Source organism: Methylobacterium sp. E-045 (assembly GCF_022829685.1).
GTDB lineage: Bacteria > Pseudomonadota > Alphaproteobacteria > Rhizobiales > Beijerinckiaceae > Methylobacterium.
Genome location: NZ_JAKSYE010000125.1, coordinates 165,922 through 179,063 on the forward strand (window position 1 = coordinate 165,922; position 13,142 = coordinate 179,063).

At 68.0% G+C, this 13,142-nt stretch carries 13 protein-coding genes and 1 tRNA gene; 12 read left to right on the forward strand and 2 right to left on the reverse strand.

The window, feature by feature from the left end:
* Positions 1 to 10: 10 nt before the first annotated feature.
* Positions 11 to 87 (reverse strand) — tRNA-Asp (locus MKK51_RS24075).
* Positions 88 to 405: 318 nt separating this feature from the next.
* On the opposite strand from MKK51_RS24075, the gene rpmI reads away from it, so the two are divergent.
* The 12 genes from rpmI (at position 406) to MKK51_RS24135 (ending at position 11,420) form a co-directional block, all read left to right on the forward strand.
* Complete coding sequence (rpmI, locus tag MKK51_RS24080) at positions 406 to 609, forward strand: 50S ribosomal protein L35 (RefSeq protein ID WP_018044555.1); 204 nt, start codon at positions 406 to 408, stop codon at positions 607 to 609.
* Between the two features lie 46 nt (positions 610 to 655).
* A complete protein-coding gene (rplT, locus tag MKK51_RS24085) occupies positions 656 to 1,030 on the forward strand; it encodes a 50S ribosomal protein L20 (protein WP_243981738.1) in 375 nt (124 codons plus the stop codon).
* A 217-nt stretch (positions 1,031 to 1,247) separates the two neighbouring features.
* A complete protein-coding gene (gene pheS / locus MKK51_RS24090) occupies positions 1,248 to 2,330 on the forward strand; it encodes a phenylalanine--tRNA ligase subunit alpha (protein WP_243981739.1) in 1,083 nt (360 codons plus the stop codon).
* A 21-nt stretch (positions 2,331 to 2,351) separates the two neighbouring features.
* Complete coding sequence (locus tag MKK51_RS24095; protein ID WP_243981740.1) at positions 2,352 to 2,660, forward strand: hypothetical protein; 309 nt, start codon at positions 2,352 to 2,354, stop codon at positions 2,658 to 2,660.
* A complete protein-coding gene (locus tag MKK51_RS24100) occupies positions 2,660 to 3,145 on the forward strand; it encodes a hypothetical protein (protein ID WP_243981743.1) in 486 nt (161 codons plus the stop codon). Before MKK51_RS24095 ends, MKK51_RS24100 begins: the two co-directional genes overlap by 1 nt.
* A gap of 17 nt (positions 3,146 to 3,162) precedes the next feature.
* Positions 3,163 to 5,586 carry a phenylalanine--tRNA ligase subunit beta gene (gene pheT / locus MKK51_RS24105; RefSeq protein ID WP_243981745.1) on the forward strand — a complete coding sequence of 808 codons (2,424 nt, stop codon included), beginning with the start codon at positions 3,163 to 3,165 and terminating at the stop codon, positions 5,584 to 5,586.
* Between the two features lie 50 nt (positions 5,587 to 5,636).
* Positions 5,637 to 6,473, forward strand: coding sequence for a DUF1186 domain-containing protein (locus tag MKK51_RS24110; RefSeq protein ID WP_243982265.1), 837 nt, complete (start codon positions 5,637 to 5,639; stop codon positions 6,471 to 6,473).
* A gap of 107 nt (positions 6,474 to 6,580) precedes the next feature.
* A complete protein-coding gene (locus MKK51_RS24115) occupies positions 6,581 to 7,159 on the forward strand; it encodes an NADPH-dependent FMN reductase (protein WP_243981755.1) in 579 nt (192 codons plus the stop codon).
* Positions 7,160 to 7,252: 93 nt separating this feature from the next.
* Complete coding sequence (locus tag MKK51_RS24120; RefSeq protein ID WP_243981756.1) at positions 7,253 to 7,579, forward strand: hypothetical protein; 327 nt, start codon at positions 7,253 to 7,255, stop codon at positions 7,577 to 7,579.
* A 149-nt stretch (positions 7,580 to 7,728) separates the two neighbouring features.
* Entirely contained in the window at positions 7,729 to 10,041 is a 2,313-nt protein-coding gene (gene rnr, locus MKK51_RS24125) for a ribonuclease R (protein WP_243981757.1), read from the forward strand.
* Positions 10,042 to 10,240: 199 nt separating this feature from the next.
* On the forward strand, positions 10,241 to 10,720 hold the full coding sequence (locus tag MKK51_RS24130) for a DUF983 domain-containing protein (RefSeq protein WP_243981758.1): 480 nt from the start codon (positions 10,241 to 10,243) through the stop codon (positions 10,718 to 10,720).
* Positions 10,677 to 11,420: an NUDIX hydrolase gene (locus tag MKK51_RS24135; protein ID WP_243981760.1), complete on the forward strand. Its 744-nt coding sequence runs from the start codon at positions 10,677 to 10,679 to the stop codon at positions 11,418 to 11,420. Before MKK51_RS24130 ends, MKK51_RS24135 begins: the two co-directional genes overlap by 44 nt.
* Positions 11,421 to 11,693: 273 nt before the next feature.
* Here the strand turns inward: MKK51_RS24135 and MKK51_RS24140 are convergent, their stop codons facing one another.
* Positions 11,694 to 13,094 carry a class II 3-deoxy-7-phosphoheptulonate synthase gene (locus MKK51_RS24140; protein WP_243981762.1) on the reverse strand — a complete coding sequence of 467 codons (1,401 nt, stop codon included), beginning with the start codon at positions 13,092 to 13,094 and terminating at the stop codon, positions 11,694 to 11,696.
* Positions 13,095 to 13,142 lie beyond the last annotated feature (48 nt).

Sequence of the window (13,142 nt, forward strand, 5' to 3'; positions counted from 1 at the left end):
GTGATGGACGTGGCGCGGGCGACGGGACTCGAACCCGCGACCTCCGGCGTGACAGGCCGGCACTCTAACCAACTGAGCTACGCCCGCACGGCGTCCCGCCCCGTTTCCGGCGGTGTCGGGGGTCTAGTTTCCGGACCCCGGCCTGTCAAGCAACCGGACGCCGCATTTCCAGGGAAAATCCGGTCGCCGTCGTTTGGAGGCGGGATCGCGCGGGAGGGCCGACGGTCCGACAAGCGCCGCCGCCATTGAAACCACGTCGCTTTTCTGTCATACGCCCCCTCGCGTTGAACCGCCCGGCCGATAGGGCTGCCGTGGCGGTTCGTGCTGCTCCATCAGAAGCATCAACCGAGCGCACGCCTTCGACCTGTCCCAGGGTCGGAGGGCATGCGCGTTCAGGAGAGCCAAATGCCCAAGCTGAAAACCAAGTCGGGCGCGAAGAAGCGCTTCAAGATCACCGGCACCGGCAAGGTCATGTATGCCCAGGCCGGCAAGCGCCACGGAATGATCAAGCGGACGACGAAGCAGATCCGCAACCTGCGCGGCACCACCACCCTGTTCGAGGGCGATGCTGCCAACGTGAAGAAGTATTTCCTGCCCAACAGCCGGTAATCCTTCGCCGCAGCCGATACTGTTTTCGTAATCCAGGAGAGAACCCATGGCCCGCGTCAAGCGCGGCGTGACCAGTCACGCAAAGCACAAGAAAGTCCTCAAGGCCGCCCGTGGCTATTACGGCCGGCGCAAGAACACGATCCGGATCGCCAAGCAGGCGGTCGAGAAGGGCATGCAGTATGCCTACCGCGATCGTAAGAACAAGAAGCGCACGTTCCGCGCTCTCTGGATCCAGCGCCTCAACGCCGCTGTCCGCGAGCACGGCCTGACCTATTCGCGCTTCATCAACGGTCTCGCGAAGTCCGGCATCGAGGTGGATCGCAAGGCCCTGTCCGAGCTCGCCATTCACGAGCCGGCCAGCTTCGCGGCGGTGGTGGAGAAGGCCAAGGCCGCTCTTCCAGACCTCGCCAAGGCCGCCTGACCCTTGAAGGCGGTCGAACTCGTCAAGGCCGCCTGAGGCGCGTTCACACGCCCTCCCATACGTCGATGCGAAAGGCGCGGACCGAAAGGTACCGCGCCTTCGTCTTTTGCAAAGGATCGTCGGCAGGCGCGCTTGCATTGGCGGCGCTTACCCGCAAAACCGCTCGCGGGGGCCGCACACGATCCGAAGGCCAGATGCCAACCGGTAGTTTGAACCGATGACCGATCTCGAAACCCTCGAAGGCGATCTGCTCGGGCAGGTCGGCAGTGCGTCCGATGAGGCCGCTCTCGATGCCGTGCGCGTCGCGGCTCTGGGCAAGAAGGGCTCGATCTCCGACCTGCTCAAGACCCTCGGCAGCATGACGCCGGAGGAGCGCAAGGAGCGCGGTCCGCTCATCAACGGCCTGCGCGATCGGGTGCAGGGCGCCATCGCCACGCGGCGCGAGGCGCTGGCCGAAGCCGCCCTCGAAGCCCGTCTCGCGGCCGAGCGGATCGACGTCACCCTGCCGGTGCGCGACGCGCCGGAAGCGCGTGGGCGCATCCATCCGATCAGCCAGGTCATGGACGAGATCACCGCGATCTTCGCCGACATGGGCTTCTCCGTGGCGGAAGGTCCCGACATCGAGACCGACGACTACAACTTCACCGCCCTCAACTTCCCGCCGGGCCATCCGGCGCGCGAGATGCACGACACGTTCTTCCTGGCCCCCGACCGCAACGGCCAGCGCAAGGTGCTTCGCACCCATACGTCTCCGGTCCAGATCCGCACCATGCGGTCGCAGGAGCCGCCGATCCGCGTCATCTGCCCGGGCCGGACCTATCGCCACGATTCGGACCAGACCCACACGCCGATGTTCCATCAGGTGGAGGGGCTGGTGATCGACAAGAGCGCCACCATCGCCAACCTGAAATGGGTGCTGGAGGAGTTCTGCCGCACGTTCTTCGAGGTCGATGCGGTGAAGATGCGGTTCCGGCCGTCGTTCTTCCCCTTCACCGAACCGTCGGCGGAGGTGGATATCCAGTGTTCGCGAAAGGGCGGCGAGATCCGCTTCGGCGAGGGCACAGACTGGCTCGAGATCCTCGGCTGCGGCATGGTCCATCCGAACGTGCTCAGGAACTGCGGCTACGACCCCGATTTCGTCCAGGGCTTCGCCTTTGGCATGGGCATCGACCGGATCGCCATGCTGAAATACGGCACGCCCGATCTGCGCCCGTTCTTCGAGGCGGATGTGCGCTGGCTGGAGCATTACGGCTTCCGGCCCCTCGATATCCCGAGCCTGGTGGCCGGGCTGACGAGCTAGGATGCCGGGGAGGGATCGCGCATGACCGAGCAGGAGATCCGACAGGTCGCCAACGAGGTGCTGCGGGAAACGCTGGGACCCCACGGGTTCGAGAGTGCCGATGTCCGCCCGGCGCCCGACTTCGACGGCGAGCCCTCCCTCTACGTGACGGCGCATTTCAGGCCGCAGGCCGGAGTGACCAGCGGAGAAGCCTCCACAAGGGCGCTGTCGGTCCTGCGCAAGCGGCTCCTCGACAGGGGCGAGGAGCGATTTCCGTACATTCGCTACGACTATCCGGATGATGAAGTGCTCGGCGACGATCCATCGGACACGATATCGGACTGGCACTGATGCCGAGGCTCGGCAATCCGCTCGTCTACGATCTGCTCGAAACGTCCCGCGCGCTCGCGGACACGCGCGGCCGGGTGAACCTTCGCAAGGCGGCCATGCGCCGGGCGATCAGCGGGGCCTACTATTCTGTCTTCCACGCCCTCTGCTTCGTCTGCGCGAGCGAGCTGATCGGGTGGGCCCAGGAGAACGACATCGTCGAGCCGGTCTACCGCCTCGTCGATCATGGAACGGCAAAGAAGCGTCTCAACAGCCGGGATGCGACCCTGATCGGACCGACCGTTGCCGATATCGGCAACAACTTTCTGACGTTGCAGGAAGCCCGAAACGCCGCCGACTATTCTCCGCCTACCCTGAAGGTTCGCCATGACGAGACGTTGCGCCATATCGAACTCGCGGAACGGACCGTGACGTTGATCGAATCTCTCACGACGCTCGACCGCAAGAAGCTTGCGGTTCTCCTGATCGCCAGAACCCGGCCCCTCTGAGCCGAAGAGACGAACCCATGAAATTCACCCTCTCCTGGCTCAAGGAACACCTCGAGACCGAGTCGTCCCTGGAGACCATCTCCGACACGCTGACGCGGATCGGCCTCGAAGTCGAAGGCATCGAGGACAAGGCGGCGTCCCTCGCCCCCTATGTCGTCGCCCATGTGCTCACGGCCGAACAGCACCCCAATGCCGACCGCCTGCGCGTCTGCACCGTGGATGCCGGCGACGGGCAGCCCCTGCAGGTCGTCTGCGGCGCGCCGAATGCGCGGGCGGGGATGAAATCGGTCTTCGCGCCGCCGGGCACCTACGTGCCGGGCAAGAACATCACCCTGTCGGTGGGGAGCATCCGCGGGGTCGAGAGCCGGGGCATGCTCTGCTCGGGTGCCGAGCTCGGCCTCGGCGACGATCACGACGGCATCCTGGATCTGCCGGCGGACGCTCCGACGGGCCAGGCCTACGCCCTCTATGCCGGGCTCGACGATCCGGTCATCGAGATCAACCTCACCCCGAACCGCCCGGATTGCACCTCGATCCACGGGATCGCCCGCGACCTGGCGGCCGCCGGGATCGGCGTGTTGAAGCGCGAGCCGATGCCGCCGCTGCGTGGCGAGGGGGAGTGCCCCGTGCCGGTCTCCCTCGATTTCGAGCCCGCGGACAAGGGCTTGTGCCCGTATTTCGCCCTGCGCCTCGTGCGCGGCGTGAAGAACGGTCCCTCCCCCGATTGGATGCAGGCCCGCCTGCGCGCCATCGGCCTGCGCCCGATCAACGCGCTCGTCGACATCACCAACTACCTCACCTTCGATCGCGGCCGCCCGCTCCACGTCTTCGACGCGGCCAAGGTGAAGGGCGCTCTGACGGTCCGTCGCGCCCGCGACGGCGAGAGCCTGAAGGCCCTCGACGGCAAGACCTATGCGCTCGACGACGGCATCGTCGTCATCGCCGACGAGAACGGCCCCGAATCCATCGGCGGCATCATCGGGGGCGAGGCCTCCGGCTGCGACGACGGCACCGTGGACGTGATCATCGAATCCGCCCTCTGGGACTCGGTGAACATCGCCCAGAGCGGACGGCGCCTGGGGATCATCACCGATGCGCGCTACCGCTTCGAGCGTGGCGTCGATCCGGTCTTCGCGCTGCCGGGGCTCGACCTCGCCACCCGCCTCGTGGTCGACCTCTGCGGCGGCACGCCGAGCGAGGCGCTGATCGCCGGCGAGCTGCCCGAGACCGAGCGGGTGATCGACTTCCCCTGGACCGAGACGCGCCGGCTCGCCGGGATCGAACTGTCCCGCGCCGAGATGAAGGTGACGCTGGAGACCCTCGGGTTCCACGTGGCCGGCTCGGGCGACCGGGTGAAGGTCCTCACCCCGTCCTGGCGGCCGGATGTGGAAGGCAAGGCCGATCTCGTGGAGGAGATCATCCGCATCGCCGGCCTCGACCGGATCGAGCCGAAGCCCCTGGCCCGCGGCGATGCCGCCATCGCCAAGGCGACACTGACGCCGCTGCAGAAGCGCACGCGTCTCGCCAAGCGCGCCCTGGCGACGCGCGGCCTCGTGGAGGCGGTGACGTGGTCGTTCATCCCGCATGACGACGCCGTCCTGTTCGGCGGCGGCAAGGCGGATCTGGCCCTGGCCAACCCCATCGCCGCCGACCTCTCCGACATGCGTCCGAGCCTCGTACCGGGGCTGCTCCGCGCGGCCCAGCGCAACGCCGACCGGGGCTACGGCGACGTCGCCCTGTTCGAGGTGGGCCAGTGCTTCGAGACCGACCAGCCGGAGGGCCAGTCGATCCGTGCCACGGCCATCCGGCGGGGCACCGCACGCCACGAGGGCGCCGGCCGCCATTGGGCGGGGTCCGCCGCCACCGTCGATGCGTTCGAGGCCAAGGCCGACGCCCTGGCGCTCCTCGCTGCGCTCGGCGTGCCGACCGGCGGTCTTCAGGTGGTGGCGGGCGGTCCCGGCTGGCTGCATCCCGGACGCTCCGGCACGATGCAGTTCGGGCCGAAGAACCAGATCGGCTATTTCGGCGAGATCCACCCCCGCGTGATGAAGGCCCTGGACCTCAAGGGCACCCTCGTGGCCTTCGAGATCACCCTGGATGCGATCCCCCTGCCGAAATACCGACCCACCAAGGTGAAACCCGCCCTCGCCCTCTCGGATTTCCAGCCGATTTCGCGCGACTTCGCCTTCGTGGTGGGGCGCGACGTGGCGGCGGGCGACGTGGTGAAGGCGGCGCAAGCTGCCGAGCGCAAGCTCATCGCCGGGATCGATGTCTTCGACATCTACGAGGGCACGGGCATTCCGGAGGGCGCGAAATCCGTCGCCATCGCGGTGAGGCTCCAGCCGGTGGAACGCACCCTCACCGATGCCGAGATCGAGGCCGTGACGGCCAAGATCGTCGCCGAAGTGGCCCGCAAGACCGGTGCGACCCTGAGGGGTTGAGACCGGTTCGCACGATCCCAGACAAGGAAGCCGATCACATGGTGGACGAGATGACGAACCAGGACCTGATCGACGTCTTGTCGGCCGCCACGCATCTGCCGAAGGAGGCGATGCTCCGGGCCCTGGCGAACCCCGCCGCCGTCGCCGAGCCCGTCCTCGCCGTCCTCGCCCTGGCGGCGGAGGGCAAGGAGCTCGACGAGGCGCAGGGCAACCTGCTGTTCTGGGGGGTGCACGTCCTCGCGGCGGCCGGCGACACGCGGGCCTTCGCCCCGCTCCTCGGCATCCTGCGGCGCCAGGATGCCGACGGCCTCGACGCGCTCCTCGGTGACGCCCTCACCACCACCATGGCGAAGATGCTCACCAGCCTCTTCGATGGCGACGTCGCGCCGCTGCACGCGCTGCTGCTCGATTCGACGGCGGATGGCTTTGCCCGCAACGAGGTCTTCGCCGCCCTCGCCTATCTCACGCAGACCGGACGCATCGACCGGACCCAGACCCACGACCTCCTCGTCCGCTTCGACGACAAGCGCGCCGCCGTCGAGGGCGATGTCGCCTGGGTCGGCTGGGAGGAGACCATCGCCCTCCTCGGCTTCGCCGACCTCGCCCTGCGCAGCACGGCCGCCCGGGCCGATGGCCGTCTGAGCGACGAGTTCAGCGACGCCGGGTGGTTTCACACCACCCTGCGCCGGGCGACTGCGAAACCGAATGACATGCAGCGCTTCGACGGTCACAGCTACGGCACGTTCGACGATCCCATCGCGGAATTGAGCTGGACGGCGGAGGGGGCGGGCCTTCCGATCCGCAATCCGGTGAAGATCGGCCGCAACGACCCCTGCCCGTGCGGAAGCGGAAAGAAGTACAAGAAGTGCTGCCTCAACGCGGCGTGACGATGCGGGCCGTACGAGCGAAGCTTTGACCGGACCGCCCCCCGCGACAGCATCCGTCTCCGGCGATACGATGAATCGACAGCATTCATCCTTGCCGGAGCAGCGCCATGTCCCTCGTGATCCCCGTCATCCTCGGTTCCGTCCGCAGCGAACGGCAGGGTCTGCGCGGTGCCCGCTTCGTCGTCCGGCGCTTGGAGGAGTGCGGCATCGAGGCGCCGCTGGTGGATCCGGCCGAGTTGAAGCTGCCGCTCCTCGACAGGATGTACAAGGAATACCCCAAGGGCGAGGCGCCCCCCGTGCTGGAAGAGCTCGCCACGCTCTACCGCCGGTCCGACGCTTTCGTGGTGGTGTCGGCCGAGTACAACCATTCGATCCCGCCGGCCCTCTCCAACACCCTCGACCATTTCCTCGAAGAGTATTTCTGGCGGCCCTCGGCCATCGTCTGCTACTCGGCCGGGCAATATGGCGGCGTCCGCGCGGCGATGCAGCTGAGGGCGATGATGGCCGAGCTCGGCGCGCCGAGCATCGCCTCGCTCCTGCCGATTCCGCGCATCGGCAAGGCCCTCGACGCGGAGGGCGTGCCGCAGGAGGAGTGGCTGTCGAAGGTGGCCAAGCGTTTCCTCGACGAGCTCGTCTGGCACGCCGAGGCGCTGAAGGCGCAGCGGGCGAAGGGCACCCCTTATTGAGCGGGAGTGCTCACGGTTGGGAGCCCGCCGATGCGAAGCCCGGCGCGGGTCTTGCGCGTTGAACCCTCCCTGATGCCGGAGGCCGCAGCAAAGATGACGACACTTCAAACGCTTCTCGCCAGCCTCGTGAAGGCGGCCCTGATCTCGGACGATACGGAAAGCCTGCGCTGGCGCGAGGCGGCGCGGCGCGCCCATGCCGCCCTGGTCGCCGACGCCGAGGCGGCGAAATCCCTGAAAATCGACGGGATCTGGACCCTGGCCGTGGGCGAGGCCGAGTCGCCCGAGTTCCAGGCTTCGGAAGGACGGGTGTCGTTCGGCCTGCCGGCCGCCTGCCCTTTGACCCTCGGTGAGCTGATCGATCCCGGATTCGATGTCGATCTCGCCGTGGAGCGGATCGCCGGATCGGCCTCCACCGGTTGATGACACGGGATCGTCCGTCGAATGGCGTTGCCGGGAGGCACGGACGGTCCCATGTTTGCAGGCAATGGAGAGGGCTCCCCCGAGACCTGTCCCATCCCGCGCCGGCCTCGAGGTTTTGGCGCGCCACACGACCCCGAGCCCAGAGACCTTTGGCCAAACGCATCAATCCGAACCCCGGGCAAAGCGCCCTGCCCTCCCGCGAGGAGATCGTCGCCTTCATCGCGCAGGCGACGGAGAAGGTGGGCAAGCGCGAGATCGCGGCGGCCTTCGACATCAAAGGGGCCGACCGCATCGGCTTGAAGCGCATTCTCAAGGAGATCGAGCTGGACGGCGAGATCGAGCGCGGCCGTGGCGGCCTCGCACAGGCCGGCCGGCTCCCGCCGGTGACGCTCGCCGACATCAAGTCGCGGGATCGCGACGGCGACTTCTTCGCCGTTCCCGTGGAATGGGAGCACGCCAAGGGGCCGCCGCCGAAGATCCTGGTCTCCTCGCCGCGCAGCGGCAAGAAGCCGGGCCGTGCCGCGCCCGGCATCGGCGACCGCGCTTTACTGCGGGTCGAACCGATCCCCGGCGAGAGCGGGCGCTATTCCGGCCGGGTCATCAAGGTGATCGGCAAGAACAAGGCGGAGGTGATCGGCGTCTACCGCTCCGGTTCCGATGGCGGACGCATCGTCCCCGTGGAGAAGCGGGCGCAGGGACGCGAGATCGCGATCCCGGCCGGCGAGGAAGGCGAGGCGCGGGACGGCGACCTCGTCAGCGTCAGCCTCGTGAGCGAGAGCCGGTTCGGCTTGCCGCGGGGACGCGTGACCGAGCGGCTGGGGTCGCTGGGGTCCGAGCGCGCCGTCAGCCTCATTGCGCTTCACCTCCACCACATCCCCCATGTCTTCGCCGCCGACACCCTGGCCGAGGCCGACGCCGTGGAGCCGGTGGGGATGAAGGGCCGCGAGGATTGGCGCGCCGAGCCGCTCCTGACCATCGACCCGCCCGACGCCAAGGACCATGACGACGCCGTCATGGCGGTGCCGGACCCGGACGAGGCCAATGCGGGCGGCTTCGTCGTCACCGTCGCCATCGCCGACGTGGCCGCCTATGTCCGTTCCGGCTCGGCCCTCGACCGCGAGGCGCTGTTGCGCGGCAACTCGGTCTACTTCCCCGACCGGGTCGTACCGATGCTGCCGGAGCGCATCTCGAACGATCTCTGCTCCCTGAGGGAGAAAGAGGACCGCCCGGCCATCGCCGTGCGGATGGTGATCGGCGCCGATGGGGTGAAGAAGCGCCACAGCTTTCACCGGGTGATGATGCGCTCGCGGGCCAGGCTGTCCTACGCCCAGGCCCAGGCGGCCATCGACGGATTCGCCGACGAGACCACGGCGCCCCTGCTGGAGCCCGTCCTGCGCCCGCTCTGGGCCGCCTATGCGGCCCTGACGGCGGCACGCGAGGCACGGGGGCCGCTCGCCCTAGACCTGCCCGAGCGGAAGGTTCTGCTGACGCTGGACGGCGCCGTCGACCGGGTGGTGGTGCCCGCCCGCCTCGACGCGCACCGGCTCATCGAGGAGTTCATGATCCAGGCCAACGTGGCCGCCGCCGAGACCCTGGAACAGGGAAAACAGCCCCTGATCTACCGGGTCCACGACGAGCCGGCCCTGGAGAAGATGCGGGCGCTCGGCGAGGTGCTGGCCTCCATCGGCATCAAGATCCCCAAGGAAGGGGCTCTGCGCCCGGCCCTGTTCAACCGCATCCTCGGCTCCGTGGCCGAGACCGAGCACGCCATCTTCATCAACGAGGTCGTGCTGCGCTCGCAGGCACAGGCGGTCTATGCCGCGCAGAATCTCGGGCATTTCGGCCTGAACCTCCGGCGCTACGCCCATTTCACCTCGCCGATCCGTCGCTATGCCGATCTCATCGTCCATCGGGCGCTGATCGCCGCGTGCCGGCTCGGTCCGGACGGCCTGTCCTCCGACGTGACGGTGGGCGCCCTCGACCAGATCGGCGAGCAGATCTCGGCGGCCGAGCGTCGCGCCATGGCGGCCGAGCGCGAGACCATCGACCGCCTCATCGCGCACCACCTCGCCGACAGGGTCGGGGCGACCTTCACCGGCCAGATCTCGGGCGTCACCCGCGCCGGGCTCTTCATCAAGCTCGACGAGACCGGGGCCGACGGCTTCGTGCCGATCTCCACCATCGGCAACGATTTCTACCACCACGACGAGGCGCGCCATGCCCTGGTGGGTTCTCGCAGCGGCGAGACTCATCGCCTGGGCGACCGGGTCGAGGTGAGGCTGGTCGAAGCCGCCGCCGTGGCCGGCGCCCTGCGCTTCGAGCTTCTCTCCGAAGGGCAGACGAGGCCGCAGGCCGGGGGGGCGAGATCCCCGCGCTCTCCGAGCTTCCACAAGGCCGGTCCGCCCGGCCGCCCCGCCGGCATCCGCAACTCCGGGTCGCGTCATCGCGGGTCGCGCCGCTAGGGCGGCTGGTGTAGAGTTACGCTTGGTCGGATCGTTTGCTCCCGACCACCGACCTCATCCCAAGGTGCCGCGCCGGCGGCCTCGAAGGAGGGGTCCAGCCGGCTCAGCCATCGCTGATGGGCTCCTGCGGCGCCCGTTTCGCGGGCGCCTCGGGATGAGGCCGGGGATTCGGAGACTCGCAGTGCAGGATCGTCAGTCCATGACCACGAGCGTCGAGACCTCCGCCGGCGGCCGTGCCGGGCTGCTGAAATCCATGGCTCGCGGTTTCGTGTGCCGCTGCCCGCATTGCGGCGAGGGCAAGCTCTTCGGCAAGTTCCTGAAGGTCCGCCCGGCGTGCGACGCGTGCGGGCTCGAATTCCATCACCACCGGGCCGACGACCTGCCGCCCTACGTGGTGATCTTCATCATCGGCCACATCGTCGGGTATTTCATCCTCGAACTCGAGACGAACTACGACGTGCCGTTGTGGTTTCAGCTCTCGTTCTGGCCGATCGTCACCCTCGGATCGGCCCTCGCCCTGCTCCAGCCGGTGAAGGGCGCGGTGGTCGGATTGCAGTACGCCCTTGGCATGGGGGGCTTTGCCACGCTACCGACGGGCCCAAGCGTGGCAATGGCGCGCTCCGAGGAGGTTCAGCTTGGACCAAGCGACAATCCTACCCCCGGCCTCGGCCGCGCCTGAAACCCCGAAGCGCGCCGCCGCCCTGCGGCCCCGCAACGCGGCGACCCTCATCATCATCGACCGCACGGCGCGGCATCCCAAGTTCCTGATGGGCAAGCGGCACGAGGGCCTCGCCTTCATGCCCGGCAAGTTCGTCTTCCCCGGCGGGCGGATCGAGCCCGGCGACCGGCGCATGAGCGTGGCCGGAGCCCTCTCGTCGCGGGCCGAGGATGCCCTGGCGAAGCGCGTGTCCCGCGCCTCGCATTCCCTCGGGCGGGCGCTTGCCCTCGCGGCGATCCGCGAGACCCATGAGGAGACCGGCCTCTTTCTCGGCACCACCGAATACGGGCCGCCCGAGACCGTGCCGGAGGGAAGCTGGCAGGCGTTCAAGGAGTTCGGCGTGATGCCCGACCTCGAAGCGCTCCACCTCGTGGCGCGGGCGATCACGCCGCCGGGCCGGCCGCGCCGGTTCGACACGCGCTTCTTCACCATCGACCGCAAGGCGGTGGCCGCCGAACAGCCGGGGATCGTCACGCCCACATCCGAACTGGTGGAACTCGCCTGGGTGAGCTTCGCCGAGGCGCGGGAGCTCGACCTGCCGCGAATCACCCGCGTCGTCCTCGACGAACTGGAGCTGCAGATCGCCGGCGGGTTCGCGCCGTATCTGCCGATCCCGTTCTTCTACGAACGCAGCGGCAGGAACGTCCGCGAGGTTCTGTAAACGTCATCAGGAACCGGACCCGCTCACATTCCGTTGAACAAGCGAGGATAGAGTTGGAGTACGATCATGATGAAGGGCGGTTTGCTGTGGTTGATCGGTATCCCATTGCCGATCATTCTGCTGATTTACTTCTTCACGTCCTGGCTGCACTGAGCTGCACTGGACCGGGACCGTCCGCCGGCGCGATGGCGTTGCGGCGGATATGAAACAGCGAAGCCCTCTCTCCCTGGCCGGGAGAGAGGGCTTCTTTCGTATGTCTGCCCCGGTTCGACGTTACTCGGCGGCGTCGAGGCGTGGGCGGACGATCTCGGCGCGCTCACGCTTGACCAGTTCCGCCGTGAGGAACGCCACTTCCAGGGCCTGCTCGGCGTTGAGCCGGGGATCGCAATAGGTGTGGTAGCGGTCCTGCAGGTCGTCGGCCGTCAGCGCGCGGGCGCCGCCGGTGCATTCGGTCACGTTCTTGCCGGTCATCTCGAGGTGAATGCCGCCGGCGATGGTCCCTTCCGCCCGGTGCACGCCGAAGAAACCCTCGATCTCCGTCATCACCCGCTCGAACGGCCGGGTCTTGTAGCGGCCGGCCGCGATGGTGTTGCCGTGCATCGGATCGCAGACCCACACGACCTTGCGACCCTCGCGCTCCACCGTGCGGATCAGCCCGGGCAGATGCTCGCCGACCTTGTCCGCGCCGAAGCGGCAGATCAGGGTCAGCCGGCCCGCCTCGTTCTCCGGGTTGAGCTGGTCGATCAGCGTGATCAGCCCCTCGGAGGTCATCGACGGCCCGCATTTCAGCCCGATCGGGTTCTTGATGCCGCGCGCATACTCGATATGCGCGTGGTCGGCCTGACGGGTGCGGTCACCGACCCAGAGCATGTGGCCGGACGTGGCGTACCAGTCGCCGCTGGTGGAATCGACGCGGGTGAGCGCTTCCTCGTAGCCCAGCAGCAGGGCTTCGTGGCTGGTGAAGAAATCGGTGGTGCGGACTTCTTGGTGCGTCTCCGGATTGATGCCGATGGCGCGCATGAAGTCGAGGGCGTCGCTCATCCTCTCCGCCACGTCCTGGTAGCGCGAGGATTGCGGGCTGTCCTTGACGAAGCCGAGCATCCAGCGATGCGCGTTCTCGAGGTTGGCGTAGCCGCCGGTGGCGAAGGCGCGCAGCAGGTTGAGCGTCGCCGCCGACTGGCGGTACGCCTCCAGCTGTCGGCGCGGATCGGGGATGCGCGCCTCTTCGGAGAAGGTGATGCCGTTGACGATGTCGCCGCGATAACTCGGCAGGCTCACCCCCTCCATCGTCTCGGTGGGCGAGGAGCGGGGCTTGGCGAACTGCCCGGCGATGCGGCCGACCTTCACCACCGGGGACCCGCCCGCGAAGGTGAGCACCAGGGCCATCTGCAGGAAGACGCGGAAGAAGTCGCGGATGTTGTCGGCCGAATGCTCGTCGAAGCTCTCGGCGCAGTCGCCGCCCTGGAGCAGGAAGGCTTCCCCGGTGGAGACGCGGGCGAGCGCGGATTTCAGCTTGCGCGCCTCACCTGCAAAAACCAGGGGCGGAAAGCTCGCGAGCTGGGTCTCGACCGCCTGCAGGGCAGCCGCATCCGGATAGGCCGGCACCTGCTGGATCGGCAGGTTGCGCCACGATTTCGGCGTCCAACCAGTCTTCGGTGTCCAACGCTCGCCCATGATGATCTCCCGTCCACCTCTCGGCCGGCTTCACGAAAGGGGGAATCC

What these genes read in the sequence shown, in the direction of transcription:
- MKK51_RS24100 (WP_243981743.1), top strand. Translation starts at nt 2,660, where the DNA reads ATGCCGAGGCTCGGCAATCCGCTCGTCTACGATCTGCTCGAAACGTCC.
- MKK51_RS24130 (WP_243981758.1), top strand. Translation starts at nt 10,241, where the DNA reads ATGACCACGAGCGTCGAGACCTCCGCCGGCGGCCGTGCCGGGCTGCTG.
- MKK51_RS24120 (WP_243981756.1), top strand. Translation starts at nt 7,253, where the DNA reads ATGACGACACTTCAAACGCTTCTCGCCAGCCTCGTGAAGGCGGCCCTG.
- MKK51_RS24095 (WP_243981740.1), top strand. Translation starts at nt 2,352, where the DNA reads ATGACCGAGCAGGAGATCCGACAGGTCGCCAACGAGGTGCTGCGGGAA.
- MKK51_RS24140 (WP_243981762.1), bottom strand. Translation starts at nt 13,094, where the DNA reads ATGGGCGAGCGTTGGACACCGAAGACTGGTTGGACGCCGAAATCGTGG.
- MKK51_RS24110 (WP_243982265.1), top strand. Translation starts at nt 5,637, where the DNA reads ATGACGAACCAGGACCTGATCGACGTCTTGTCGGCCGCCACGCATCTG.
- MKK51_RS24115 (WP_243981755.1), top strand. Translation starts at nt 6,581, where the DNA reads ATGTCCCTCGTGATCCCCGTCATCCTCGGTTCCGTCCGCAGCGAACGG.
- pheT (WP_243981745.1), top strand. Translation starts at nt 3,163, where the DNA reads ATGAAATTCACCCTCTCCTGGCTCAAGGAACACCTCGAGACCGAGTCG.
- pheS (WP_243981739.1), top strand. Translation starts at nt 1,248, where the DNA reads ATGACCGATCTCGAAACCCTCGAAGGCGATCTGCTCGGGCAGGTCGGC.
- rplT (WP_243981738.1), top strand. Translation starts at nt 656, where the DNA reads ATGGCCCGCGTCAAGCGCGGCGTGACCAGTCACGCAAAGCACAAGAAA.
- rpmI (WP_018044555.1), top strand. Translation starts at nt 406, where the DNA reads ATGCCCAAGCTGAAAACCAAGTCGGGCGCGAAGAAGCGCTTCAAGATC.